The sequence below is a fragment of the Streptomyces sp. NPDC054872 genome (assembly GCF_053610705.1).
On sequence record NZ_JBSGYY010000022.1, the window covers coordinates 23,428 to 48,667 of the forward strand.

The 25,240-nt window shown below is 70.1% G+C and carries 18 protein-coding genes; 11 read left to right on the plus strand and 7 right to left on the minus strand.

Translation table 11 applies throughout. From position 1 onward, the window contains the following. Positions 1-5: 5 nt before the first annotated feature. Both yicI and ACWGIH_RS25370 read right to left on the minus strand, forming a co-directional pair. Positions 6-2,273 carry an alpha-xylosidase gene (gene yicI / locus ACWGIH_RS25365; RefSeq protein WP_453446487.1) on the minus strand — a complete coding sequence of 756 codons (2,268 nt, stop codon included), beginning with the start codon at positions 2,271-2,273 and terminating at the stop codon, positions 6-8. Next, on the minus strand, positions 2,270-5,161 hold the full coding sequence (locus ACWGIH_RS25370; RefSeq protein WP_453446485.1) for a glycoside hydrolase family 3 C-terminal domain-containing protein: 2,892 nt from the start codon (positions 5,159-5,161) through the stop codon (positions 2,270-2,272). Before ACWGIH_RS25370 ends, yicI begins: the two co-directional genes overlap by 4 nt. A gap of 308 nt (positions 5,162-5,469) precedes the next feature. On the opposite strand from ACWGIH_RS25370, the gene ACWGIH_RS25375 reads away from it, so the two are divergent. From ACWGIH_RS25375 to ACWGIH_RS25395, 5 genes are read left to right on the plus strand one after another with little or no spacing between them, the layout of a single operon-like run. After that, positions 5,470-7,155 carry an extracellular solute-binding protein gene (locus ACWGIH_RS25375; RefSeq protein WP_453446483.1) on the plus strand — a complete coding sequence of 562 codons (1,686 nt, stop codon included), beginning with the start codon at positions 5,470-5,472 and terminating at the stop codon, positions 7,153-7,155. A 1-nt stretch (position 7,156) separates the two neighbouring features. Next, entirely contained in the window at positions 7,157-8,176 is a 1,020-nt protein-coding gene (locus ACWGIH_RS25380; RefSeq protein WP_453446481.1) for an ABC transporter permease, read from the plus strand. Then, positions 8,173-9,099 (plus strand): carbohydrate ABC transporter permease, encoded by a 927-nt coding sequence (locus tag ACWGIH_RS25385; protein ID WP_453446479.1) that lies wholly within the window; start codon positions 8,173-8,175, stop codon positions 9,097-9,099. The genes ACWGIH_RS25380 and ACWGIH_RS25385 overlap by 4 nt, the downstream gene beginning before the upstream one ends. 7 nt (positions 9,100-9,106) lie before the next feature. Next, entirely contained in the window at positions 9,107-11,146 is a 2,040-nt protein-coding gene (locus tag ACWGIH_RS25390; RefSeq protein ID WP_453446477.1) for a beta-galactosidase, read from the plus strand. Further along, complete coding sequence (locus ACWGIH_RS25395) at positions 11,143-11,856, plus strand: glycoside hydrolase family 12 protein (protein WP_453446475.1); 714 nt, start codon at positions 11,143-11,145, stop codon at positions 11,854-11,856. The genes ACWGIH_RS25390 and ACWGIH_RS25395 overlap by 4 nt, the downstream gene beginning before the upstream one ends. On the opposite strand, the gene ACWGIH_RS25400 is transcribed toward ACWGIH_RS25395, so the two are convergent. From ACWGIH_RS25400 to ACWGIH_RS25420, 5 genes are all read right to left on the minus strand, one after another. Next, complete coding sequence (locus ACWGIH_RS25400) at positions 11,853-14,579, minus strand: exo-rhamnogalacturonan lyase family protein (protein ID WP_453446473.1); 2,727 nt, start codon at positions 14,577-14,579, stop codon at positions 11,853-11,855. The two genes, ACWGIH_RS25395 and ACWGIH_RS25400, sit on opposite strands and share 4 nt — an antisense overlap. 86 nt (positions 14,580-14,665) lie before the next feature. Next, entirely contained in the window at positions 14,666-15,229 is a 564-nt protein-coding gene (locus tag ACWGIH_RS25405) for a hypothetical protein (RefSeq protein WP_453446470.1), read from the minus strand. Between the two features lie 6 nt (positions 15,230-15,235). Further along, positions 15,236-16,117, minus strand: a complete 882-nt coding sequence (locus ACWGIH_RS25410) for a carbohydrate ABC transporter permease (RefSeq protein WP_453446469.1) — start codon at positions 16,115-16,117, stop codon at positions 15,236-15,238. Then, complete coding sequence (locus tag ACWGIH_RS25415) at positions 16,114-17,103, minus strand: carbohydrate ABC transporter permease (RefSeq protein ID WP_453446524.1); 990 nt, start codon at positions 17,101-17,103, stop codon at positions 16,114-16,116. Before ACWGIH_RS25415 ends, ACWGIH_RS25410 begins: the two co-directional genes overlap by 4 nt. A gap of 11 nt (positions 17,104-17,114) precedes the next feature. Continuing rightward, positions 17,115-18,416, minus strand: coding sequence for an ABC transporter substrate-binding protein (locus ACWGIH_RS25420; protein WP_453446467.1), 1,302 nt, complete (start codon positions 18,414-18,416; stop codon positions 17,115-17,117). Positions 18,417-18,716: 300 nt separating this feature from the next. Between ACWGIH_RS25420 and ACWGIH_RS25425 the strand changes: the two genes are divergently transcribed. From ACWGIH_RS25425 to ACWGIH_RS25450, 6 genes are all read left to right on the plus strand, one after another. Further along, positions 18,717-19,361, plus strand: a complete 645-nt coding sequence (locus tag ACWGIH_RS25425; protein ID WP_453446465.1) for a GntR family transcriptional regulator — start codon at positions 18,717-18,719, stop codon at positions 19,359-19,361. Further along, entirely contained in the window at positions 19,358-20,284 is a 927-nt protein-coding gene (locus tag ACWGIH_RS25430; protein WP_453446463.1) for a dihydrodipicolinate synthase family protein, read from the plus strand. Before ACWGIH_RS25425 ends, ACWGIH_RS25430 begins: the two co-directional genes overlap by 4 nt. Then, positions 20,281-21,996 carry an L-arabinonate dehydratase gene (gene araD / locus ACWGIH_RS25435; protein WP_453446461.1) on the plus strand — a complete coding sequence of 572 codons (1,716 nt, stop codon included), beginning with the start codon at positions 20,281-20,283 and terminating at the stop codon, positions 21,994-21,996. Before ACWGIH_RS25430 ends, araD begins: the two co-directional genes overlap by 4 nt. 121 nt (positions 21,997-22,117) lie before the next feature. Further along, entirely contained in the window at positions 22,118-23,074 is a 957-nt protein-coding gene (locus ACWGIH_RS25440; RefSeq protein ID WP_453446459.1) for a carbohydrate ABC transporter permease, read from the plus strand. 32 nt (positions 23,075-23,106) lie between these two features. After that, positions 23,107-23,982, plus strand: coding sequence for a carbohydrate ABC transporter permease (locus ACWGIH_RS25445; RefSeq protein ID WP_453446523.1), 876 nt, complete (start codon positions 23,107-23,109; stop codon positions 23,980-23,982). Continuing rightward, positions 23,979-25,235 carry a Gfo/Idh/MocA family protein gene (locus ACWGIH_RS25450; RefSeq protein ID WP_453446457.1) on the plus strand — a complete coding sequence of 419 codons (1,257 nt, stop codon included), beginning with the start codon at positions 23,979-23,981 and terminating at the stop codon, positions 25,233-25,235. Before ACWGIH_RS25445 ends, ACWGIH_RS25450 begins: the two co-directional genes overlap by 4 nt. Positions 25,236-25,240 lie beyond the last annotated feature (5 nt).

Here is a 25,240-nt window from a genome sequence, read left to right on the forward strand (position 1 = left end):
AGGGCTTACACGTCCTTGTCGCCGCCGCCCGCCGAAGGGTTGCCGCCCAGGTCCGGCCAATCCGCCGCCGTCCGCACCGTGAAGGCGCGTGTGCTCCCCTCCACGGTGACCTCGACCTTCGCGCCGTCCCGTGCGGCGCGGAAGACGGCCGCGGGCCTGCCCGCCAGGTCCGGCACGGTGATCTGGGTGCCGTCCGCTTCCGGGGTGACCAGGAGGGTGAGGTCCTGGAGCCAGTCGCCGTCCGCGCGCCGGTCGTCGGCGCCCAGCGGGAGCAGCGCACCGGGGCGCACATACAGGGGGAGGCTGTCGAAGCCGTGGGTCTCCCGGCGCCAGCCAGGACCCTGGACCGTCTCGCCGGTCAGGAGGTGGGTCCAGGTGCCTTCGGGCACGTAGAACTCGACGTCCCCCTCGGCGGTGAAGACCGGGGCGACCAGGAGGTCGGGGCCGAGCATGTACTGGCGGTCCAGGGTGCGGCAGGCCGGGTCGGCCGGGAACTCCAGGAGCATCGGACGCATGACGGGGACGCCCGTGCGGTGGGCCTCGACGGCGGCCGCGTACAGATAGGGCATGAGGCGGTGCTTGAGCCGGGTGAACTTCCGGGCCACCTCGACCGCCTCGTCACCGAACGCCCACGGCACCCGGTAGGAGACGTTGCCGTGCAGCCGGCTGTGCGAGGAGAGCAGCCCGAAGGCGAGCCAGCGTTTGAAGACCGCCGGGTCGGGGGTGCCCTCGAAGCCGCCGATGTCGTGGCTCCAGAAGCCGAAGCCGGACAGCGAGAGGGAGAGGCCGCCGCGCAGCGACTCGGCCATGGCGCCCAGCGAGGCGAAGCAGTCGCCGCCCCAGTGCACGGGGAACTGCTGGCCGCCGGCCGTCGCGGAGCGGGCGAAGAGGACGGCGTCTCCCGGGCCGCGCTCCTTCTCCAGGAGTTCGAAGACCGTGCTGTTGTAGAGCTGCGCGTAGTAGTTGTGCATGCGCGCGGGATCCGAGCCGTCGTGCCAGACGACGTCGGTGGGGACCCGTTCGCCGAAGTCCGTCTTGAAGCAGTCGACTCCTTGGTCGAGCAGGTCGCGCAGGTGCCCCGAGTACCACTCACGGGCGGCCGGGTCGGTGAAGTCCACGAGGGCCATGCCGGGCTGCCAGAGGTCCCACTGCCAGATGTCGCCGTTCGGCCGTCTCACGAGGTAGCCCCGGTCGGCTGCCTCGGCGAAGAGCGCGGACCTCTGCGCGATGTACGGGTTGATCCACACGCTGACCTTCAGGCCGCGCTCGCGGAGCCTGCGCAGCATGCCCTCGGGGTCGGGGAAGACCTCCGGGTCCCAGCGGAAGTCGGTCCACTGGTACTCGCGCATCCAGAAGCAGTCGAAGTGGAAGACACCGAGCGGGATGTCGCGCTCGGCCATGCCGTCGACGAAGGCGGTGACGGTCTCCTCGTCGTAGGGCGTGCAGAAGGAGGTCGTCAGCCACAGCCCGAACGACCAGGCGGGCGGCAGTGCGGGGCGGCCGGTCAGCGCGGTGTAGCGGCGCAGGACGTCCTTCGGGGTGGGCCCCGCGATGACGAAATACTCGATCGTCTGGTCCTCGACGCTGAACTGGACCTGCCCGACGGATTCGGAACCGATCTCGTAGGAGACCTTGCCGGGGTGGTTCACGAAGACGCCGTAGCCGCGCGAGGAGAGGTGGAAGGGGATGTTCTTGTAGGCCTGCTCGCTGCTGGTGCCGCCGTCGGCCTGCCAGATGTCGACGTTCTGGCCGTTCTTGACGTACGGGGTGAAGCGCTCGCCGAGGCCGTAGATGTACTCCCCCACGTCCAGGGCGAGTTGGCCGATCATGTGGTGGCTGCCGTCGGGCGCGGTGGCGAAGCCGGTGCCCCTGCGCTCGACGGCCGTCAGCCGCTGCCGGTCGGCGTCGAGGAATGTGAGGCCCCAGGTTTCGTCGCTGTCGAGGCGTACGGTGAGCGGTCCGCTGGTGAGTTCCGTGACCGCGCCCTCGCGTTTCACGTGCCCCGCGCCCTCGGTGGCGTTGAGGCCGAACTCCGGTCCGTGCGTCGCTTTTCCGGCGTGATGAGTCGCCCGTACGCCGATCACGCCCTCGGCGGGCGAGAAGCACTCGACGGTGACGAGCGGCGTGTTGAGGGTGTCACCGCGCTCGCGGACCCGGTGGACGGCGGCGTACGCGGTGAACCGCCCCGCGCCTTCGCGCACCTCGCGCACGTCGGTCGCGTACGAGGCGCGCACCCCGTCACGCATCAGCCAGAAGCCGTCGGTGAACTTCATGCGGTCTCCCTCGGCGGGGCAGTGATGGCCGGAAAGGTGAGCCGGGCGAGCCGCAGGGGGCCGCGCAGCCGCACGCGCAGATCGCGCACTCCGGAGACGGTGAAACCGGAGGTGAGCGTGGCGTAGTCGTAGATGCCGCCGGTCGCGGGGACGGTGACGGTGGTGGCGGTGCTGCCCGAGATGAGGTCGACGGCTCCGGATCCCGCGGCCTCGACGGACACGCCGCTCACTCCCTCGCCGAAGTCGCAGGCGCGGAAGAGGAGTTCACCCGTGCCGTCGTCCCGTGGCCGTACGGCGTCGCCCGATGCCCTGGCGCGGTCGACGATCTCGGTGCCGTTCTGTTGGTCGTAGCCGGTCGCCGCGAGGCCCGCTCGCCGCACCGGTCTCGCGCCGATCGGGTCGCCGCCGACGTCCACGGTCACGCTGAGTCGGATGTCGCCGCTGGAGGCCCCGGCGAGCATCTCGTAGGCGCCCGGCGGGACGGTCCAGCGGTCGTGGCGCACGTCCCAGAACGCCGACTCGGACAGCGGCAGTTCGAACTCGAGGCGGCGTGCCGCCCCGGCCGCGAGATGGACGCGGCGGTGCGCGGCGAGCTGCCGGTGCGGCAGGGCGAGGCCGGCGGCGGCCTCCCTCGGCGCGCGGATGTAGAGCTGGGCCACCTCGTCCGCGGCGACGGGCCCCGTGTTGGTGACGGTGAACGCGACGCGGAGCAGCTCCCCTTCGCGCGCGGCCACCAGGTCCTCGTACGCGAAGGAGGAGTAGCCAAGGCCGTGCCCGAAGGGGTAGAGCGGGGCTCCGTCGAAGTACAGGTAGGTCTGCCGGGAGCCGATGATGTCGTAGTCGAGCAGGTCCGGCAGGTCGGTGTCGGCGGCGTACCAGGTCTGCGGGAGGCGGCCGGCCGGGGACACGTCGCCCGCGAGCACCCGGGCGAGCGCGGTGCCCGCGGCCTGTCCGCCGTGGGCGCTCCACAGCAGTGCGGGCAACTGGTCCTGGGCGTCGGCGACCGCGTACGGGTAGGCCGAGACCAGGGCGAGCGCGGTGCGGGGGTTGGCGGCCCGGGCCGCGCGCCACAGGCGGTCCTGGTGGGGCGGCAGGGCGAGCGTGGTGCGGTCCTCGGTCTCGCGGCCGTTGATGTGGGGGTCGTTCCCCGCGACGACGATCACCGTGTCGGCCCGCGCGGCGGCACGGGCCACGGCGTCCTCGCCGCGTTCCACGACGTCGAGGGTGAAGACCTCAGGCTCGTCGGCAACCTTCACGCCGTCGGCGGCGACAGAGACGTACCCACCCGTCCCTGTGTGCGCGATGAGGTAGCCGTCCCCGTGGTCGACCAGCGCGAATGTCTCCTGCACGACCCAGCCGCCGGGCCGGTCCGCCGAGGCGCGCACGAAGCCGTCGTCGGCGACCGAGAGGTAGCGGCCGTCGGGGGCGCGCAGGGTCCAGGCGCCGCCTCCCCAGTCGACGAGGGCGAACTCGGTCGGCTCGGGGCCGCAGGTCAGCGGCGGCAGGTCGGTGCGGCCCGCGAGCAGCGCCGGGTCCAGGGCGATCTCGGCACCGCCGGCTCGCTCGTCCTCCTCGTGGCGCGGCACGTGGAGCCAGCCGGCCGCGCACTTCAGGCGCACCCGGTCGACGCCTTCGGCGAAGGTGACCCTGTCCGCGCCTTCGGCACCGAACCGTTCGCGCAGCCCGTCGAGGGGGGTGCTGCGGTGGATCAGGGTGCCGCTGTACCAGTCGGTCTTGCATGCGTCGGCGAGGAGTCCGACGACCGCGATCCGGGTCCCTTCGTCCAGCGGGAGCAGCCCGTCGTTCTTCAGCAGGACGACGGCCTGCTCGGCCGCCTCCCGGGCGAGCGCGCGGTGGCCGTGGGTGTCGAAGGCGTGCGTCGCCGGATCCGCGTACGGTCCCTGGCCGGGGTCGAACTCGCCGAGCCGGAAGCGGACGGACAGCTGACGGCGGACCGCCGTGTCGATGTCCTCCTGGGTCAACAGGCCTTGTCGCAGGGCTCTTTGGATGCGCCCGGTGATGATGCTCGCGTCGGTGCCGTGGTCGGTGAAGCTGTCCACGCCCGCGACGAGCGCCGCCGCGGTGGCCTCCTCGTGGGTGTCGAAGTACTTCTCGGAGTCCACGAGGTTGCTGGGCGCGCCCGCGTCGGAGCAGACGAGCAGATCGTGGTCGGCCCAGGTGCGCAGGTGCTCGCGCAGGTAGGGCGAGAGGTGGTTGGGCCGGCCGTTGACCAAGTTGTACGCGGGCATCACCCCGGCCACGGCGCCCGCCTCGACGGCGGCCCGGAAGGCCCGCAGGTCGTACTCGTGCAGGACGCGCGGGCGCACGGAAGCGGACGACGTGTCTCTGCGTGTCTCGTTGTTGTGGGCCAGCCAGTGCTTGAGCACGGGGGCGGTGCGCCAGTGGTGCGGATGGTCGCCGCGCAGGCCCCGGGTGTACGCCACGGCGATCGCGGAGGTGAGCCGGGGGTCTTCCGAGTAGCCCTCCTCGTTCCTGCCCCACAGCGGGTGGCGCAGGAGGTTCACGGTGGGCGCCCAGAGGTTGAGGCCGACGCGGTCGTCCCCCGCCCGCATGGCGCGTGCCTCGGTGGAGACGGCCTCGCCGACGCGGCGGACGAGGTCGTCGTTCCAGGTGGCTCCGAGCCCGACGGCCTGCGGGAAGACGGTGGCGGGGCCCATCCAGGCGACGCCGTGCAGGGCCTCCTGTCCGGTGCGGAACGGGGCGATGCCCAGTCTTTCGACGCCGGGCGTGAACTGGTGCAGGAGCGCGACGCGTTCGTCGGCGGTCAGTCGGGACAACAGGTCGTCCACGCGCTGGTCCAGGGGCAGTTCGGGGTCGCGGAACGGCAGTGGTCTTGGGTCGCGGAGCGGTGGCGGGCTTGCGGTCACGTGCGGATCCCCTTGGCGAGCGGTGGGCACGGAGGCGGCGACTCGTTCTCGTACGCGTCGATGTTCTTCGAAGCGCTTCGATGCTGTGTGCAGCTCAAGCCGATGTCAAGGCCGCGGTCGTGCGACACCCACCGATCCCCTTTGATCCGGCCTCATCCGGCAACTCCCCAGCGCCTGAAACGAATTCGGGAACGAGTCTTGTTACGAACCAGGCCTTCACTTAACCTCGCAGCAATATCGAAGCGCTTCGAATGCCGACCGGCGGTGACCGCCGTGTGTCCGGGCACGCGCCACGAAGGGTTGACGCAATGACGCCGAACTCCCTCTCCAACAGCTCTCGTTCGAGCCGGAGATCCTTCCTCGCCTCATCGGGCCTCGCCGCGATCGCGGTGGCCGGTGGAGCGCCTCTGCTCGCGGCCTGCGGAGGCAGCGGGTCGAAGAACGAGGGCACCACGACGGGGAAGAAGCTCAAGGACCTGCTCCCCGCGTACACCGCGTCGGAGCTCGCCGCCCCGGACATCCCCGCCAAGAACGGCTCGGCTGCCGGCTTCACCAAGGCCCTGCCCGCGGCAGAGCTGAAGACGTCGGTGCCGCGGAAGCTGGGCAAGGGCGGCGAGTTCACCGTCATGGCGCCGATCTGGGGGAACGTGCCCAAGCAGGGCAATCCCTACTGGACGGCGATGGACGAGGCCGCCGGTGTCCGCGTCAAGTGGCAGAACCAGCAGGGCGACACGTACGGCCAGAAGCTGGGCGCCGTCCTCGCCTCCAGCGGTGTCCCGGACGCCGTGGTCGTGCCCGGCTGGGAGCTGACCGGCAAGATACCGAGCGCCATCGCCAACAAGTTCGCCGACCTCGGGCCGTACTTGAGCGGCGACAAGGCCAAGGAGTACCCGAACCTCGCGGCGATCCCGAGCGGCGCGTGGCAGCGCTCCATCTTCGGCGGCAAGCTGCGCGGCCTGCCGATGCCGTCCGCGACCACCGTCAACATCGCGCCCTTCTACCGCACCGATCTCTTCGAGAAGGAGGGGATCGAGGCTCCCACCAGCGCCCAGGAGTTCTACGACCTGTGCAAGCAGCTGAACGCCCCCAGGAGCAAGGTGTGGGCGTGCGGCGACATGTCCTGGGCCGCCTGGCACATCTTCGGGGTGCTGCCCGAGAAGCCGTACTACTGGAAGCTCGTCGACGGAAAACTGGTCAACCGCTACGAGACCGACGAGTACCTCGAAGCCCTGGAGTGGTCGCGCAAGCTCTACTCGGCGGGCTTCGTCCACCCCGACGCGAAGGCCGAGACCGGCAGCATCGGCGACCTGTGCGCGGCTGGCAAGGTCTGGATGTACTGCCAGGACCTCTCCGACTGGTACGGCAAGGCGGCCGTGCAGCGCGTGGACAACAAGAAGTTCCGCATGGAGGCGTTCGACTACTTCTCCCCCGACGGCGGGGCACCCACGCTGTACGCGCGCCCTCCGGCCGACATCTGGACGTTCATCAGCGAGAAGGCCGACGAGAAGACCGTCCGCGACATCCTCGCCCTCGCCAACTTCACGGCCGCGCCCTACGGCTCCAAGGAGCAGCGGCTTCGCATGTACGGCGTCGAGGGTGTCCACCACACCTTCAAGGACGGCGTCCTCACCAAGAACGGCAAGGGCAACAACGAGGTCTTCTCGACGTACGAGTACCTGGCGTCGCCCGCGCCCTTCGTCGCCTACCCCGACCTGCCGGACGTCACCGAGGGCATGGTCGGGTGGCAGCAGCGTCAGGGCGCGCACACGAAGAAGCCGCTCTTCCACGGCATGATGATCATCGAGCCGACCCGGTACACCGAGCTGAACGCCGAGTTCGAGGACCTGGAGAAGGACGTCGTGCGGGGCCGCAAGAAGGTCTCCGACATGCAGCAGGCGGCTTCGGACTGGAAGTCGGGCGGCGGCGACAAGCTGCGCGACTGGTACAAGAAGCTGCTGGACGAGACCGGGGCGACCGGCGACTCGGCGTCCTGACATGGCACAGAGCACCGCTCACGCGCGCGCCGCCACCCCGCCGGCGCCCGAGCCGCCGGCCGAGGCCGCGCCCCCCGCGAAGAAGGCACCGCCCCGCGTCCCGCTGCGGCACCGGCTGCGGCGCGACCGCGTCCTGCTCCTGATGGTGCTGCCCGCGCTGCTGCTCCTGCTCGTCTTCAACTACGTGCCGCTGATCGGCAACGTCGTCGCCTTCCAGGACTACGACCCCTACATCGCCGACAACGCGTTCCAGGCGATGACGCAGAGCCCCTGGATCGGCGTCGAGCACTTCCGGCACATGGTCGAGGACCGGCTGTTCTGGCAGGCGGTCAGGAACACCCTGGCGATCTTCGCGATCCAGCTGACGTTGTTCTTCCCGCTGCCGATCGCGCTCGCGCTCTTCATCAACAGCTTCGTGCGGCCCCGGGTGCGGGCGGTGGCGCAGGCGATCCTGTATCTGCCGCACTTCTTCTCCTGGGTCCTTGTCATCACGGTCTTCCAGCAGATGTTCGGCGGGGCGGGTCTGGTCGCGCAGGTCCTGCGGGACCACGGGCACGAGGGTTTCGACCTGATGACCGACCCGGGCCTGTTCAAGTTCCTGGTCACCTTCGAGATGGTCTGGAAGGACGCGGGCTGGGGCGTCATCGTCTTCCTCGCCGCGCTCGCCGCCGTCAGCCCCGACCTGTACGAGGCCTCGGCGATGGACGGCGCGAACCGCTGGCGGCGCATGTGGCACATCCAGCTGCCCGCGCTGCGCCCGGTGGTGGCCCTGCTCCTCGTGCTCCAGGTCGGCAACGCGCTCACGGTCGGCTTCGAGCAGATCCTGCTCCAGCGCACCGCGGTGGGGCCCACGGCCTCCGAGGTCCTCGACACCTATGTGTGGAACACCGGCCTGGACAACGGCAACTTCGGATATGGCGCCGCCATCGGCATCGTCAAGGGCGTCTTCGGCCTCCTGATGGTGCTCGGCGCCAACAAGGCCGCCCATCTCATGGGCGAGCAGGGGGTGTACAAGCGGTGAGCGTGCTCGACTTCGGCATCAAGCCGGGCAGCAGGACCGGTCTGCGTCCGGTGTGGGAGGAGCCCCCGACGCGGGCCGGCCTCGCCACCAAGGGCGTGACGCTGACGCTGGTCTGTCTGGCGGTCCTCTTCCCGGTGTGGGTGGTGGTCGTCACCAGCCTCTCCTCCGTCAAGACGATCACCGAGACCGGCGGCCTCGTGGTGATCCCCCGGGGCGTCACCTTCGTCCACTACCAGGAGCTGCTCGGCGGCGGCCAGGTGTCGCGGGCCACGCTGGTCAGCGTGGGCGTCACGGTCGTCGGCACGCTCTTCAGCATGGTGGTGTCCGTCCTGTGCGCCTACGGACTCTCCCGCCCGGGATCGGTCCTGCACCGTCCGATCCTGCTGCTGATCGTCGCCACGATGTTCTTCGGCGCCGGACTCATCCCCACCTATCTGGTGGTGCAGGGCCTCGGTCTCACGGACACCTATCTGTCGCTGATCCTGCCGAGCGCCCTGAACGTCTTCAACATCCTCGTCCTGCGGGCGTTCTTCATGGGCACGGCGCAGGAGCTGATCGAGAGCGCCCGCATCGACGGCGCCGGTGACCTGCGCATCCTGTGGCGGATCGTCATGCCCCTGTCCCGGGCGGTCATCGCCGTGATCACCCTCTTCTACGCGGTGGGCTACTGGAGCGCCTGGTTCAACGCGTCGATCTACCTCAGCGACCCGGACATGATGCCGCTGCAGAACGTCATGCAGCAGTTGGTGATCAAACAGCAGAAGCCGACGGGCCTGAGTCAGGCGATCAACACGGGGCACCTGTCGCCGCTCGCCATCCAGATGGCCGTGATGGTCCTCGCGCTGCTGCCGGTCGCCGTCCTCTCGCCCTTCGTGCAGCGGCATTTCAAGCAGGGCATGCTCACCGGCGCAGTGAAGGGCTGACCCACCGATGCCTTCCCTCGACGACACCACGCGCGGCCGGATCCTGTTCGGCGGCGACTACAATCCCGAGCAGTGGCCCGAGGAGGTCTGGCTCGACGACGTACGCCTGATGCGCGAGGCCTCGGTCAACTCCGTCACCGTCGGGGTCTTCTCCTGGGCGAGGCTCGAACCACGTCCGGGCAGCCGCGAGTTCGGCTGGCTGGACCGGCTGATGGATCTGCTGCACGCGCACGGCATCGGAGTCGTCCTCGCCACACCGACCTCCGCTCCCCCGCCCTGGCTCGGCCGGCTGCACCCCGAGACGCTGCCGAGGGACGAGAACGGGCAGGTGGAGTGGTGGGGGTCGCGCCAGCACTTCGCGCACTCCAGTGCCATCTACCGCGGCTACGCCGCCGCGATCACGGAGGACGTGGCGGCCCGGTACGCGCACCACCCCGCGCTCACGATGTGGCACATCAACAACGAGTACTGCACCTACGACTGGGGCGACGAGGCGGCGGCCGCGTTCCGCCGCTGGCTCCGGGCGAAGTATTCCTCGACGGACGCGCTCAACTCGGCCTGGGGAAGCGCCTTCTGGGGGCAGGTCTACACCGACTGGGCGGAGGTCCTGCCGCCCCGCCGCGCCCACTACCTGAAGAACCCCACCCAGGTGCTCGACTTCAAGCGCTTCACGTCCGACGCCCTCCTCGAATGCTTCCGCGCCGAGCGGGACATCGTCACCGCGCACACCCCGCACCTGCCGGTCACCACCAACTTCATGCCGCTGTGGCCGGGGCAGGACGCGTGGGCGTGGGCCGCGCAGGAGGACGTCGTCTCCGTCGACGTCTACCCGGACCCCAGAGACCCGCTCGGCGCCCAACAGGGCGCCCTGGTGCAGGACATGACGCGTTCGCAGGCGCGCGGTGGTCCGTGGATGCTGATGGAGCAGGCAGCGGGTCCGGTGAACTGGCGTGGCGTGAACCATCCCAAGCCGCGCGGCCTGAACCGCCTCTGGTCCTGGCAGGCGGTGGCGCGCGGCGCGGACGCCGTCTGCTACTTCCAGTGGCGCCAGTCCCGGCAGGGCGCGGAGAAGTTCCACTCCGGGATGCTGAGCCACGCGGGCGAGCACGGCCGCACCTTCCAGGAGGTCAAGGAGCTGGGTGCCGAGCTGGCACGGGTGGGTCCCGAGGTGGCGGGCAGCCGCGTCACCGCCGAGGTCGCCGTGCTGCACGACTGGGACTCCTGGTGGGCGAGCGGACAGGAGGGCCGCCCCTCCTCCCTGGTCGACCACACGCAGGTGCTCGGCGCCTGGCACCGCGCCCTGTGGGAGGCGAACATCCCCGCCGACTTCGCCCACCCCGAGCACGACCTGACCCCGTACCGCCTGGTCGCCGTGCCGCACCTCTATCTCCTCACCGACGCCGCGATCGACAACCTCCTGACGTACGTACGCGACGGGGGCACCCTCGTCTGCGGCTTCCTCACCGGCGTCGCCGACGCGGACGACCGGGTGCGGCCCGGCGGCATGGACGCCCGGCTGCGCGCGCTGTTCGGCATCCGCACCGTGCACGAGTGGTGGCCTCTGGAGGCCGGGGAGAGCGTGGACTGCGGGGCGTTCACCGGCACGCTCTGGTCGGAGGAACTGCAGGCCGACGGCGGCGCGGAGACGGCCGCCGCCTACCGGGGCGGCGAACTCGACGGGCTGCCCGCGCTCCTTCGACGCGACCGCGCCTGGTACCTGTCCACGCTTCCCGAGCCCGAGGCCCTGCGCGACCTGCTCGCGCGCGTGGCCGCCGAAGCAGGCGTACGGCCCCCGCTCGCAGGCCTCCCCCGCGCAGTGGAGGCCGTACGCCGCGGCGATCTCCTGTTCCTCCTGCACCACGGCCGCGAGCAGGTGACCGTGCCCGTGCCGGGCCGGCACCTCGATCTGCTGACCGGCCGCGCGGCCGAGGGTGCGATCACCCTGGGCCGCCACGGTGTGGCCGTCCTGCGCCGCGCCGCCGACGACGACCGCGGGCCCGCCCCGGACCCGCGGCGCATCTCCCCCCACCCTGGAGACGACACATGACACGACACCCCCGCCGCACCCTGACCCGCCTGCTGCTCGCCCCCGCCCTGGCTGCGGGCGCGGTGTTCGGACTCGCCGCCGCACCCGCACAGGCAGCCGTGTGGAGCTCCTGCAACCAGTGGGGCAACACCAGCCTGGGCGGCTACACCCTCTACAACAACATCTGGGGTTCGGGCGCGGGCAGCCAGTGCATATCGGCGGACTCGGGCACGAAGTGGAGCGTGCGCGCCGACCACCCGAACACCGGCGGCATCAAGTCCTACCCCAACTCCAAGAAGGTCATCGGCAAGCCCGTCGACTCGCTGTCCTCGCTGAAGAGCTCGTACAACGTCAGGGTCCCGTCCGCGGGCGACTACAACTCCTCGTACGACATCTGGGACACGGACTACGACTACGAGATCATGCTCTGGGTCAACTACAACGGGAACGTCGGCCCCCTGGGCACCGCCCAGGGCACCGTCAGCCTCGGCGGCCACACCTGGGCGGTCTACAAGGGCACCAACGGTGCCAACGAGGTGTTCTCCTTCCTGCGCACCTCCGACTCCTCGTCCGGGACCGTCGACATCCTCCCGATCCTCAAGTGGATCAAGAACACCAAGGGCTGGATGGGCAACGAGACCATCGGCGACGTGCAGTTCGGCTACGAGATCAGCGGCTCGGCCGGCGGGCTCGACTTCACCACCAACTCCCTTACGGTGTCGGGCGGCTAGCCAGGAAGCTCGCCGCCGACCAGGGCGAGGTTCTGGATGGCGGCGAGCCCGAACAGCGCGGTCTCGTTGGTGTTGATCCGCAGGTTCTCGTACCCGGGCTCCAGGGCCGCCGGGCCCTCCAGGTCCGTCTTGGCCCAGCTCATCGCCTTCGTGTAGCCGTCGCTGTCGTGGAACTTCTGCCAGGCGCGCGCCGCGAGCTTCCCGTCCTTGGTCCGGGCGGCGGCGTACGCGTCCTGGCGGGAGTGCCCCTGGAAGAGCAGCAGGCTGCCGAAATCCTTGCCGTAGCGCTCCTTCTGCTCGGCCTTGGTGGCGTTGAAGTAACGGCAGTAGTCCAGCCACGCCTCTTCGAACTCCGGCTGGTCGACGAGGTCGATGAGTTCGGCGCACATCTCGACCAGGCCGAACATCGCGGAGAGATGGGAGACATTGACGGCGGGTTCGTCGGCCACCGCGAACTTCCCGGTGTCCAGGTCGTAGAGTCCGCTGCCCTGGACGAAGCCGTTGGGCTGGGCCGCGATGGTCTCCATGGTGGAGCGCAGGCGGTCCTCGGCCTTGTCCGCCTTGGGGCCGCCGCGCTCCCACTCGGTGAGCCAGGCCGCCGCGAGGCCGCTCCAGTCGGTGCCGAAGCCGATGGACAGGGCGTTGCGGTCGGGTTCGTACGGCTCGGTGCGGATCTTGCGCAGGGGGTCGAGGACGAGGAACGTCTCGTCGGAATCGACCAGGGCGTGCATCAGGTCGCCGACGCGTTCGTCGGCGGTGAGGAAGTAGTAGGGGCGGCGGTAGACGGCCGTGGAGATCCGCTGCTGCTTGGCGCTGTCCGCGAAGTGCTGGACGCCGTGCCGGGTGCCGAGGCCCGCCCACTGGCCGAGGTGGTAGGAGTCGACCTCGCCGGTGTGGCGGGTCATGGCCTCGGCGAAACGGAAGATGTCGGCGCGGCCCGAGCGCAGGTAGGCGTACCAGAGCCACAGGTCGGGCGAGAGCTCCGAGTTGTCCCAGGCGTAGCCGCCGACGTCGTACCGCCACTGGTGACGGTCCTCGTCGTAGGTGTGCATGATGTCGCCGTAGTCCCAGAAGCCGTACCAGCGGCGCTGTTCGGCCTGGTCCCTGTAGTAGGTGAAGAGGAAGTCGAGGTGGTCCTCGATCGTCGCCTTCGCGGGCGTGGAGCGGTCGACGGGCGCGAAGAGACCGCCGAAGACACCCGCCTTCGTCACGTGCTCGGGGCCTGCGGCCAGCTGGGGCGGGGTGCGGACGGCGGCGGCCTGGTCGACGAGGGTGGCCGCCGATGGGGTGGCCGCGTTCGCCCAGAACATCAGCTCGCTGGTGCGGGCGATGCCGTACGGGGTGCCGAAGCCCGGTTCGTAGTCCTCGTAGGTGATGTTGAGGCCTTCGATCTGCTCGGGGTAGGTGTCCTGGCCCATGCCGTCGTGGTAGGTGCGCAGGTCCATCGGCTGGGCCTCGGGCGACCAGAGCCAGAGGGTCACCTCGGCCTCGTCACCGGCGGCGCCCCGGATGTCGAGCTGGGCGGGGTGCTTCTCCCAGAAGTCGCGCAGGCCGAAGGAGAAGCCGCCGCCGGCCCCGCCGACGTACCCGAAGCCGGTCGCACGACCGCCGCCTCCGGCCGTGATCCAGGTGTGCCCCGGCTTGGTCCGCTTGCGCAGGGTGAACCCGTCGGCGGAGAGCTGGGAGAGGGTGTAGTCGCCCCAGGTGGGGATGTACGGGAGGCGGGTGGTGACCCGCTGGTCCCAGGTCGCCGGGTCCGGCAGCTTCTCGCCCTTGACCTGCGCGGTGCGGATCGCGGCGCCCGGGTCGCGGCGCAGGCCCGTGATCCCCTTGACCGCCTCGGTCAGGAATCCCTTGCCCTCGCCCGCGATACGGATGTGCCTGTCGTACGCCGCGTCGCGCATCGGCACGCCGAAGCGGACACCCAGGCCGCGGATGAAGTCCTTCTCCGCGTCGCCGTCGTAGGTGATGGTGTGCACCATGCGGAAGGAGTCGGCGCCCGCGTAGAAGTAGAGCCGCACGCTGAACGGCAGCCAACTGCGGCTCCCCTTCCGGTGCTTGCCGTCGATGCGGACCACGGCGCGCACCGGCCCGTCCTGCTCGGCCTTGGCTCCGCTGATCTCGCCGTCGAACCGGTCCCACTTGGCATTGCCGTGGTCGCCGTCATCGAGGTCGCCCTGCCGGAGGAGGACGAGCCGGCCGTCGGTGGCGATCTGCACGCCGTCGCGGGTGACGGACTCGATGAGCCGCTCGCCGTCCTTGGCGATGACGGCCTTGATGACACCGGTGTCGACGGTGATCGCCCGGCGGGTCTCGGTGACCTCGACCTTCTTCGCCGGCGTGGCGGGTGTCCCCGTCCGGAGGGTGAACTTCTCGGTGCCTGCCGCCGCCGGGCCCACCGCGTGCGCGCTCCACTTGAGGGAGCCGTCGGGCCAGTGAGCGGTCTCCCAGGTCTGTACGGGGACGTCCTTGCCGTCGGTGGTGGCGAGGGTGAACTTCTGCCCGGCGGGGTGGGCGCCCTTGGGCCACGGGACGCCGAAGGTGGAGCCCGGCGCCGCGCCGAGCCCGCCCTTCTCCAGCCAGCCGATGCCGACGGGCCCTGCGTCCGCCGTCGCGCGGGGAGCCGCCTCGGCGTCGCCACGGCCGAGCGCCCAGCTGAACTGCGCGGCGGCACCGGCCACGGCGGCGGCCTTGAGCAGGGACCTGCGGGGGATCGGAGACATGTTGGTCCTTTCTCCACGATTTACATGGGCATGACAGGGCAGGACAGAAGAGGACGTGCAGCCGATTCGGCTGCGTCACGCGGGCCTCAGGCCGCCGCGCTGCGCCGTTCGACGGCCAGGGCAGCCGCCGCGACCATCCCCAGGGCGGGTGCCGCGAGCGGCAGGGCGAACCAGGCGGACGCCACGACCACGGCGAAGCCGCACACGATGACCAGCGAACCGGCGGGATCGCGCAGCGTGCGGCGCACCGCCCCGGTCAGGAGCGCGCGCCACGACGCCTCGGGGCGCCAGTTCGCCGCGCCTCGCAGCCCGGCGACGACCAGCACGAACAGGGCGATGACCCCGACCGCGCCGACGAACGCGCCACCGGGAAGCCCCGCCCGTACGAACGCGATGTCGGCCAGGAGCAGGGCGAGCGCAGCCCAGCCGGCGAGGCCCACCAGCCAGCCGCGCCGGGACGCCGCGCGCAGATCCGCGGTGAACTCCCGCCACCCGGAGGTCTCGTGGGCCAGATGCCGGTTCAGGTGGCGGGAACCGGCCGCGAAGGCGGCGGGCAGGGTGACCAGGGGCAGGGCGGCGAGCGCGATCCACACCCCGGTCAGGAGGCATTCGGCGAAGGCGCCGAAGCGTTCCGTCGTCCTGGCCTTCATCGGCGCTCAGCCCTTCAGACCCGACGTGGCCATACCGTCGATCAGGTACCGCTGGAAGGCCAGGAAGAACGCGAGGACGGGCAGCAGCGCGATGAGCGACATGGCGATCATGCCGCCGTAGTTGGCGACGCCCTCCTGGTCGACGAACATCTTCAGGCCGAGCGAGACCGTGTACTTCGAGGGGTCGTTGAGATAGATCAGCGGCCCCATGAAGTCGTTCCAGGAGTTGATGAAGGTGAAGATCGCACTGGTGATGAGCGCGGGCCTGCACAGCGGAAGCACGATCGACCAGTAGATCCGCAGGTGCCCGCAGCCGTCGAGCCGCGCCGCCTCGTCCAGTTCCTTGGGCAGGTTCCGCATGAACTGCACCATCAGGAAGACGAAGAAGGCGTCGACCGCCAGATACTTGCCGAGCAGGAGCGGCGTATAGGTGTTGATCAGGCCCATCTTCTGGAACAGCACGTACTGCGGGATCAGGAGCACGTGGTACGGAAGGAGCAAGGTGCCGATCATCAGGGCGAACAGCAGATTGCGGCCCGCGAACCTGATCCGCGCGAAGGCGTACGCCGCGAGGGAGCACGAGAACAGCACTCCCGCCACCGAGCCGAGCGCCAGAAACAGGGAGTTGGAGAAGAAGGTGGAGATGGAGATGTCGGCGATCCCGTCGGCAAGACCGGAGTAGTTCGCGACGATGGGGTCGGTCGGGAACAGGTCGAGGCTTCCGACGATCTCGTCGTTCGGCTTGAACGAACCGCCGATCGCCCAGAGCACGGGGTAGAGGACCACGGCGAGGACCGCCAGGGAGCCGATGTGCCAGGCGAGCGAACCGGCTGAGCGCTTTCGGCGGGCGGACGGGTGGGTGTGCGGACCGCGTGTCGCGCTGCTCAACGGGATGCCTCCTCGTAGTGCACCCAGCGCTTCTGGGACCAGAACAGGACCGCCGTCACCAGGGCCACCGCGAGCAGCAGCATCCAGGCCATGGCCGACGCGAGACCCATCCGGCTGTTCTCGAAGCCCTGGACGTAGAGATAGCAGGTGTAGACGAGCGAACCGTCCGCCGGGCCACAGGCATTGCCGCCCGCGCCGCCGCCGACGATGTACGCCGAGGCGAAGATCTGGAAGGAGTGGATGGTCTCCAGGAGGACGTTGAAGAAGAGGACCGGGGAGATCATCGGCAGTGTGATGTTCCAGAACCGCCGCCAGGCGCCCGCGCCGTCCACCTCCGCCGCCTCGTACAGCTCGCGCGGCACCTGCTTCAGACCGGCCAGGAAGATGACCATCGGCGCGCCGAACTGCCAGACGGTGAGGGCCACCAGGCTGTAGATGATCCACTGCGGGTCGCCGGTCCAGCCGCCGACGTCCATGCCGAAGATCGCCTGCTGCGTGCGGTCGACGATGGCGTCGTCGGAGAAGATCGCCTTCCAGACGACCGCGATCGAGACACTGGCCCCGATCAGGGACGGCGCGTAGAAAGCGGCCCGGTAGAAGGCCTGTCCGCGCCGCTTCTGGTTGAGAAGGAGCGCCACGCCGAGGGCGGCCGCCAGCTTCAGCGGGGTGCCCACGACGACGTACCAGAGCGTCACCTCCACCGACTTTCGCCAGCGCGGGTCGCCGAACATCTCCGTGAAGTTGTCGAGGCCGATCCACCTGGGGGCGTCGAACAGGTTGTAGTCGGTGAACGCGAAGTAGAGCGAGGCGACCATGGGCCCGGCCGTGAGCAGCAGGAAGCCTGCGAGCCACGGCGACATGAAGAGGAACCCGGCGATGTTCTCGCCCCGCCGTCGCCGCCGGGCGGCCTCGGGGAGGCGTCGGCCGCTCGGCGGCGAGGGCTTCTCGGGGACGGGCGTGGCCACCGAGGCCTGGAGGGACGTCATCGTGCCGCCCATCAGGAGCCGAGCGCGGTCTTGCACTCGGTGAAGAACTGCTTCACCGCTTCGTCCACCGACCGCTCCCCCAGGGCCAGTTCCTCGGCGATGCGCAGGAACGCCGCCTCGCAGACGTCCGCGCCCGCCGGGTGCGGCGTGATGGTCTCCAGGACACCGGCGTCGACCAGCTGCTCCTCGTACGCGGCGATCTCCTTGTTGACCGAGGCGATCACCTTGTCCTTCTCCTCGGCGGGCTTGTACGCCTCGTACTGCGCGGTCGTGGTGGGCACACCGCGGTCGTAACCCATGATCTTGGCGACCTCGGGGTCGTGCACCATGAAGTCGATGAACTGAGCGACCTCCTTGGGGTGTTGCGTGCGCTTGGAGCCGCTGAGCATCAGCGAGCCGAGGTACTGCCCCGTCTTCTTTCCGTCGGTGGTCGGGAGCGGCGCGAGGCCGTACGTGCTCTTGCCCTCAGCGGTGTAGCGGACGGTGAAGTTGTCCCAGGTGAACTCGGACGCGGCGATCTCGGCGGCCACGGCCGACTTGGGCTTGATCTGGGCGACCTTCTTCGGGTCGGCGTAGATCCCCGACTTCACCCCGGCGTACCCCTTGGTCCACCACTCCTCGAGGTCGGACTCGTCGAAGCCCAGGCCGTCCTCGGTGAAGAAGGCCTTGCCCTGCTGGCGCAGGTAGGGGTCGTAGAGGTACATGACGCCGTAGAGTCCGCTGTCGCCGGCCCTGCCCTGCTTGCGGATCTTCTCCATCGCGGTGTGGAAGTCGTCCCAGGTCCAGCCCATCTCCGGAGTGACCCCGGCCTTCTCGAAGACCGGCTTGTCGATCACCAGGGCCATGGAGTTGCTGCCGACGGGGACGCCCAGCAGCTTGCCGTCGATCTCGCCGAACTTCTCCAGGCCTGCCCGGAACCCGTCCAGGCGCAGGTTGCCCGCCTCGGCTTGCGCGTTCAGGTCGAGCAGCACGTTGCGCTTGTCGTACTTGCGCAGGAAGCCGATCGCGTTCTGGAAGACGTCGGGCGGATTCCCGCCGGACGCCTGGGTGTTGAACTTCTTCCAGAAGTCCAGGTAGGGCTGGAAGTCCGTCTTCACCTTGATCTTCGGGTGCTTCTTCTCGAAGAGCTCGATCGTCCGGTTGATCCGCTGGGCGCGGTCGTCGGACCCCCACCACGCGTACCGGATGGTGACGGTCCCGTCGCCGGATCCGCTTCCACCGCCGCAGCCCGCCGCGGTCAGTCCGAGGGCCGCCAAGGAGCCACCGGCCAGCTTCAACAGGCCACGCCTGTCAACTTCCCCATTCGTCGGCACAGTTCGTCCTCCGCTACGCGATTGAATCGTTTTAGGAAAGCGCTTGCCGGGACAAGGTAGGGAGCCGCGATGAGTACGTCAACGGTTCGGGCGGTAACGGTCGAAGCGCTTCGAGCCGCTGGACCTCAACTCCGATATTTCGAACGAGTTTTCCTGCGCGAAACGTTGACGCGGGCCGGTCGGCGCCCTAGCTTCATCGCGTCGTACTTCGTACGTCATATATGAGACGCGATACGCGATGACTGCACGACGGCCCTACGCGATGACCGCACGACGGCCGCACGACGACTGAGAGCATCGATGAACTTTGCGCCCCACCCCATCCCCTCGCGCACGCAGTACGTGCTCGAGGCGGTCAAGCACCGCATCCTCACCGGGCAGCTGGCGCCCGGCCAGCCCCTCGTCGAGACCGAGCTCGCCGCCCAGTTCGCGGTCTCCAAGACGCCCGTGCGGGAAGCGCTGAAGACGCTCGCCGGGACCGGTCTCGTCGTCATGAGCCAGTACAAGGGCGCCACCGTGCGCACGGTCGACGCGGCCATGGCGCAGGAGGTCTACGACGTACGCCTGCTCCTCGAACCGGAGGCCCTGCGGCGCACCGTCCGCGGCGGCGCCCACCTGGAGGAGGCGCGCGACGCACTGGAGCGAGCGGACTCGGCCGTCGACGCGGCCGAACGCTCCCTGGCCAACCGGGAGTTCCACCGCGCCCTGTACGTCCCGTGCGGAAACCCGCTGCTCTCCCGGATGCTCGACGACGTGCGCGACCAGGCGGCCCTGGTCTCCGCCGTCGCCTGGGCCACGCTGCCCTCCTGGGAGCGGGAGGCTGCCGAGCACCGGGAGATCCTGCGGCTCGCCCTCGCGGGGGAGGCCGACGCGGCGGCACGCGGACTCCACGACCACATCGCCTCGTTCGTGCGGCGGGCGTTCCCGGAAGGGGAGCTTTCATGACCGGCCCGACCCCCGACTCCCGTTTCGGCGACCTGCGTTCGGCGCTCGCCGATGTGGTCGCGATCCCGGTGACACCGTTCGCCGAGGACGGATCGGTGGAGCGGGACACCTACCGCGCCCTGGTCAGGCGGCTCACCGACGGGGGCGTGCGCACGCTCACCCCGAACGGGAACACCGGGGAGTTCTACGCACTGAGCCCCGAAGAGCGGCGTCTGGTGACCGAGCTGACCATGGAGGAGGCGGGGTCGAGCGGCGCCTTCGTGCTCGTCGGCGTCGGCCATGACCTGCCGACGGCGATCGCCGCGGCCCGGCATGCGCGGGACATCGGCGCGCACATGGTGATGGTCCATCAGCCCGTGCATCCGTACGTTTCCCAGGACGGCTGGGTCGACTACCACCGTGCCGTCGCCGACGCCGTGCCCGAGCTGGGCGTCGTGCCGTACATCCGCAATCCGCGCCTGACCGGCCAACGCCTCGCCGACCTGCGGGACTTGTGCCCCAATGTGATCGGCGCGAAGTACGCGACTCCGGACGCCGCCGCCTTCGCCGCGTTCGCCCGGGACGCGGGGCTCGACCGCTTCGTGTGGGTGGCGGGGCTCGCCGAGCTGTACGCCCCCGCCTACTGGGCCGTCGGCGCCACCGGCTTCACCTCGGGTCTGGTCAATGTCGCGCCCGAGGTGTCGCTGAGCATGCTCCGGGCTCTGCGGGCCGGCGACTATCCGGCGGCCATGGACGTCTGGGAGCGGATCCGCCGCTTCGAGGAACTGCGCGCCGCCGACCAGTCCGCGGACAACGTCACGGTCGTCAAGGAAGCCCTGGCGGCACTCGGTCTGTGCCGCCGCGAGGTGCGCCCGCCGAGCCGGGAGCTGCCCGAGGAGCGGCGCGACGAGATAGCGGCCCTGGTGAAGGCGTGGTCGGCATGAACCCCGACGAGCTGCGCAGCCACCAGTGGTACGGCACGGACGGCCTGCGGTCCTTCAGTCACCGGGCGCGCACCCGGCAGCTCGGGTATCTGCCCGAGGAACATCTGGGCAAGCCCGTCATCGCGGTCCTCAACACCTGGTCCGACATCAACCCCTGCCACGTCCACCTGCGCGACCGCGCCCAGGCGGTCAAGCGCGGGGTGTGGCAGGCGGGCGGATTCCCCCTGGAGTTCCCCGTCTCCACGCTGTCGGAGACGTTCCAGAAGCCGACGCCGATGCTCTACCGGAACCTCCTCGCCATGGAGACGGAGGAGCTGCTGCGGTCCTATCCCGTGGACGGCGCCGTACTGATGGGCGGCTGCGACAAGACGACGCCCGCCCTGCTCATGGGCGCCGCGAGCGTCGACCTGCCGACCGTCTTCGTGCCCGCGGGGCCCATGCTCCCCGGCCACTGGCGCAACGAGGTGCTCGGTTCCGGCACCGACATGTGGAAGTACTGGGACGACAAGCGCGCCGGCCTCATCGGCGACTGTGAACTGGCCGAGCTGGAGAACGGGTTGGCCCGCTCCCCCGGGCACTGCATGACCATGGGCACCGCCTCCACCCTGACCGCCGCGGCCGAGGCCCTCGGCGTGACGATGCCCGGCGCCTCCTCCATCCCCGCGGTGGACTCCGGGCACGACCGGATGGCGGCCGCTTCCGGGATGCGGATCGTCGAACTCGTGCGGCAGGGCCTGAAGTTGTCGCGTTTCCTCACCTCCGACGCCTACGAGGACGCGGTCGCCACCGTGCTCGCGCTCGGCGGTTCCACCAACGCGGTGATCCACCTGATCGCCATGGCGGGCCGCAGCGGCGTACGGCTCACGCTCGACGACTTCGACCGGATCGCGCGGACCGTCCCGGTGCTCGCCAACCTGCGCCCCGGCGGGCAGTACCTCATGGAGGACTTCCACTTCGCGGGCGGACTCCCGGCCTTCCTGGCCCAGTTGACCGACATACTGCACCTGGACCGGCCCACCGTTGCCCACGACAGCCTGCGCGAACAGCTCGCGGGCGCCATCGTGCACAACCCCGAGGTCATCCGGCCCCGCACGAAGCCCCTGGCCGACGAGGGCGGAGTGGCGGTCCTGCGCGGCAACCTCTGCCCGGACGGCGCCGTCATCAAGCACATCGCCGCCGAGCCCCGCCTGCTGCGTCACACCGGGCCCGCGGTCGTCTTCGACGACTACCGGCAGATGCAGCGCACCATCAACGACCCGGAGCTCGGCATCACCGCCGACCACGTCCTCGTGCTGCGGGGTTCGGGCCCCAGGGGCGGCCCCGGGATGCCCGAGTACGGCATGCTCCCGATCCCCGACCATCTGCTCAAGCAGGGGGTGCGCGACATGCTGCGGATCTCCGACGCGCGGATGAGCGGTACGTCGTACGGCGCGTGTGTGCTGCACATCGCGCCCGAGTCGCACGTGGGCGGGCCGCTCGCCCTGGTCCGCACGGGCGATTCGATCACCCTGGACGTCGAGGCGCGATCCCTCCGTCTCGACGTGTCCGACGAGGAGTTGGCGCGGCGACGGGCCGCGTGGACGCCGCCGCCCACCCGCTTCGGACGCGGCTACGGCGCGCTCTACGACGAGCAGATCACCCAGGCCGACACCGGTTGCGACTTCGCGTTCCTGGCCCGCGACGGCGAGGTCCCCGACCCGTACGTGGGCTGAGCCGCACAGCTCCCCGCACGACCACTCACGCACTTTCCTCTTGGTACGAGATCTCGAACGACGTCTGCGAAGCGCTTCATCTCGCGGACCGTGTGCCGCCCCTGAGAACGGAGAAGCAGACATGGCCTCAGCTGTGGCGAAAGCGCCACCGCAGCCACCGCCCCGGCGCCGCGTGCCGGGTGCGCACCGGCGCCGAACGGGAGCGACCCCGCGCCGTCTCCCGTATCTGCTGATCGCGCCGGCCGGACTCCTGATGGTGGGCTTCATCGCCTATCCCGTCATCAGCGTCTTCTACTACAGCCTGCGCCACCACAACCCGACCAAGCCGTGGCGCGACGGCTTCGCGGGCTTCGACAACTTCGTCACCGCGTTCACCGAGGACCCGCAGTTCTGGCAGACCCTCGGCTTCAGCCTCCAGTGGGTCGTCGTCGAGGTCGTCCTGCAGCTGCTCCTCGGTCTCGGGCTCGCGCTGATCGTGAACCAGACGTTCATCGGCCGCGCGATGGCCCGCGCCCTGGTCTTCTCGCCGTGGGCCGTCTCCGGCGTGCTGACCTCGACGATCTGGCTGCTGATCTTCAACTCGCAGACCGGCATCACCCGTTACCTCGCGGACATGGGCATCGGCTCGTACGGGACGTCCTGGCTCTCGGACACCAGCACCGTCTTCCCCGCCGTCGTCGTCGCCGAACTCTGGCGCGGCGTCCCCTTCTTCGCGATCCTCATCCTGGCCGACCTGCAGTCCGTCTCGAAGGACCTGTACGAGGCGGCGGAGGTGGACGGCGCGAGCCGCTTCAGGCAGTTCTTCCACATCACGCTGCCGCACCTGAAGGACGCGATCATCCTCTCCACGCTCCTTCGCGCGGTCTGGGAGTTCAACAACGTCGACCTGCTCTACACCCTCACCGGCGGCGGACCCGCGGGCGAGACGACGACCCTGCCCCTGCGCATCGCGTCCATCGCCGTCGACTCGCACGACTTCGGTTACGCCTCCGCACTGACCTCCATCGCGTTCGTGATCCTCCTCTTCTGCTCGATGGTCTATCTGCGGCTGAGCAAGTTCGGAGGTCAGGACAAGTGACCACCACTCAGCACCTGGACAGGGAAAGCGCCATGGCGGACATCGCCGCGACCGCCGAGACCCGCGCCGGCGGCCCCCGCACACCGAAGCGGCGCCCCTGGGACCAGGCACCCCGCTGGCAGATCTACCTGCCGCTCGGCCTGTACCTCCTCTTCACCATCATCCCGTTCTACTGGATGCTGCTCTTCGCGATCCGCCCGGCGGGCTCGACCTCGCTGCTCCCCTGGCCGATCACCTTCGAGCACTTCGACAAGGTGTGGACCGAGCGCAGCTTCGCGCTCTTCTTCCAGAACAGCCTCATCGTCGGCGTCCTGTCGATGCTGATGACGACGCTCGTCGCGCTGGCCGGCGGCTACGCCCTGGCCCGCTTCGACTTCAAGATCAAGCGCGGCTTCATGCTGGCGCTGCTGTGCTCGCAGTTCATCCCCGGCGCGCTGATGCTGGTGCCGCTCTTCCAGATCTTCGCCAACCTCCAGATGATCAACTCGCTCGGCAGCGTCATCATCGCCGAGGCCGTCTTCCAGCTGCCGCTCTCGATGATCCTGATCAGCGGCTTCATCAAGAACGTGCCCTACTCCCTGGAGGAGGCCGCCTGGGTCGACGGCTGCGGACGATTCCGCGCCTTCTGCGCCGTCGTCCTGCCGCTCCTTCGACCCGGTCTGATCGCCGTGGGCTCCTTCGCCTTCGTGCACAGCTGGAACCACTTCCTGTTCGCCCTGATGTTCCTCTCCAACCAGGACAAGCAGACGATCCCGGTCGGCCTCGCCACTCTGATGGGCGCCGACAGCGTCGACCTCGGCGCGCTCGCGGCCGGCGGCGTCATCGCCGCCCTGCCCGTCGTGATCGTCTTCGCCTTCATCCAGAAGTGGCTGGTCACCGGGTTCAGCGCCGGGGCGGTGAAGGGATGAGCCCTGGCCCGGGCCCGAAGGCGCCCCGCACTCCGCTGCCGCTGGTCCTCGCCGGTGCGCGGGGCCACGGCAGATGGCACCTGGAGAACATCCGGCGCCTCCAGAAGGCGGGTCTCGTACGCCTCGTGGGGGTCTGCGAGCTCGCACCGCTGACCGGTGCCGAACTCGACGGGCTCGGTGAGCCCGCGCAGTCCGCGGACTTCGCGGGACTGCTCGATGCCACCGGAGCCGCGGTCGCCGTCATCTGCACGCCCATCCCCACCCACGCCGACCTGGCCGTGGCCGCCGCCGAGCGGGGCGTGCACCTGCTCCTGGAGAAGCCGCCCGCCCCTTCGTACGCCGCGTTCCGGCGGATCACCGACGCGGTGGCCGCCGGGGGCGTGGCCTGCCAGGTCGGGTTCCAGTCGCTCGGCTCGCACGCCGTACCCGCCATCCGCGCCCTGGTCGCCGAAGGCGCGGTGGGGGAACCGACGGGTGTCGGCGCGGCGGGTGCCTGGGCCCGCGACGAGGCGTACTACCGGCGCGCGTCCTGGGCGGGGCGGCGGCGCCTGGACGGCGTGGACGTCGTGGACGGGGTCCTGACCAACCCCCTCGCCCACGCCGTCGCCACCGCGCTGGCGGTGGCGGGGTCCACGCGGGCCGAGGACATCGCGGGCGTGCAGACGGAGCTGTTCCGCGCCAACGCCATCGAGTCGGACGACACCTCCTTCGTGGGGATCAACACCGCGCGCGGCGGCCGCATCGGTGTGGCCGCGACCCTCTGCGCCGAGCGTCCCGACGAGCCGTACGTCATCGTGCACGGCACCCGCGGCCGCGTCACGTTCTGGTACAAGCAGGACCGGGTGCTCGTGCAGCGCGCCGGGCACGGGCCCGAGGAGGTCCTTCACGGGCGGACGGACCTCCTCGAGAACCTGGTCGATCACCTCTCGGGCCACGCCGAACTGCTGGTTCCGCCGGCGTCGACGGGCGCCTTCATGAAGGTCGTCGAGGCGGTCCGCACGGCCCCCGATCCGCTCCCCCTGCCGGTCGAGGCCTGGCGCGTGGTGCCGGGCGAGCACGAAGGCGTGGGGCGGCGGGTCGTGCACGGCATCGACGGGCTCGTCGCGGCGAGCGCCGACACGCTGTGCGGCTTCGCGGAGCTCGGCACGTTCTGGGCGCTGCCCGACTCCCGTCCCTCCGCACGGCGGGCCGGCGCCGCCGCCCCCGCATCCCCCACCTCCCCGTCACCCACCGCCGAGACCCCACCGAGGTGAGTACG

Bases quoted from the DNA above. Each gene is read 5' to 3' on its own strand.
- yicI (WP_453446487.1), bottom strand. From the start codon at position 2,273: ATGAAGTTCACCGACGGCTTCTGGCTGATGCGTGACGGGGTGCGCGCC.
- ACWGIH_RS25375 (WP_453446483.1), top strand. From the start codon at position 5,470: ATGACGCCGAACTCCCTCTCCAACAGCTCTCGTTCGAGCCGGAGATCC.
- ACWGIH_RS25380 (WP_453446481.1), top strand. From the start codon at position 7,157: ATGGCACAGAGCACCGCTCACGCGCGCGCCGCCACCCCGCCGGCGCCC.
- ACWGIH_RS25390 (WP_453446477.1), top strand. From the start codon at position 9,107: ATGCCTTCCCTCGACGACACCACGCGCGGCCGGATCCTGTTCGGCGGC.
- ACWGIH_RS25395 (WP_453446475.1), top strand. From the start codon at position 11,143: ATGACACGACACCCCCGCCGCACCCTGACCCGCCTGCTGCTCGCCCCC.
- ACWGIH_RS25400 (WP_453446473.1), bottom strand. From the start codon at position 14,579: ATGTCTCCGATCCCCCGCAGGTCCCTGCTCAAGGCCGCCGCCGTGGCC.
- ACWGIH_RS25405 (WP_453446470.1), bottom strand. From the start codon at position 15,229: ATGAAGGCCAGGACGACGGAACGCTTCGGCGCCTTCGCCGAATGCCTC.
- ACWGIH_RS25415 (WP_453446524.1), bottom strand. From the start codon at position 17,103: ATGACGTCCCTCCAGGCCTCGGTGGCCACGCCCGTCCCCGAGAAGCCC.
- ACWGIH_RS25425 (WP_453446465.1), top strand. From the start codon at position 18,717: ATGAACTTTGCGCCCCACCCCATCCCCTCGCGCACGCAGTACGTGCTC.
- ACWGIH_RS25430 (WP_453446463.1), top strand. From the start codon at position 19,358: ATGACCGGCCCGACCCCCGACTCCCGTTTCGGCGACCTGCGTTCGGCG.
- araD (WP_453446461.1), top strand. From the start codon at position 20,281: ATGAACCCCGACGAGCTGCGCAGCCACCAGTGGTACGGCACGGACGGC.
- ACWGIH_RS25440 (WP_453446459.1), top strand. From the start codon at position 22,118: ATGGCCTCAGCTGTGGCGAAAGCGCCACCGCAGCCACCGCCCCGGCGC.
- ACWGIH_RS25445 (WP_453446523.1), top strand. From the start codon at position 23,107: ATGGCGGACATCGCCGCGACCGCCGAGACCCGCGCCGGCGGCCCCCGC.
- ACWGIH_RS25450 (WP_453446457.1), top strand. From the start codon at position 23,979: ATGAGCCCTGGCCCGGGCCCGAAGGCGCCCCGCACTCCGCTGCCGCTG.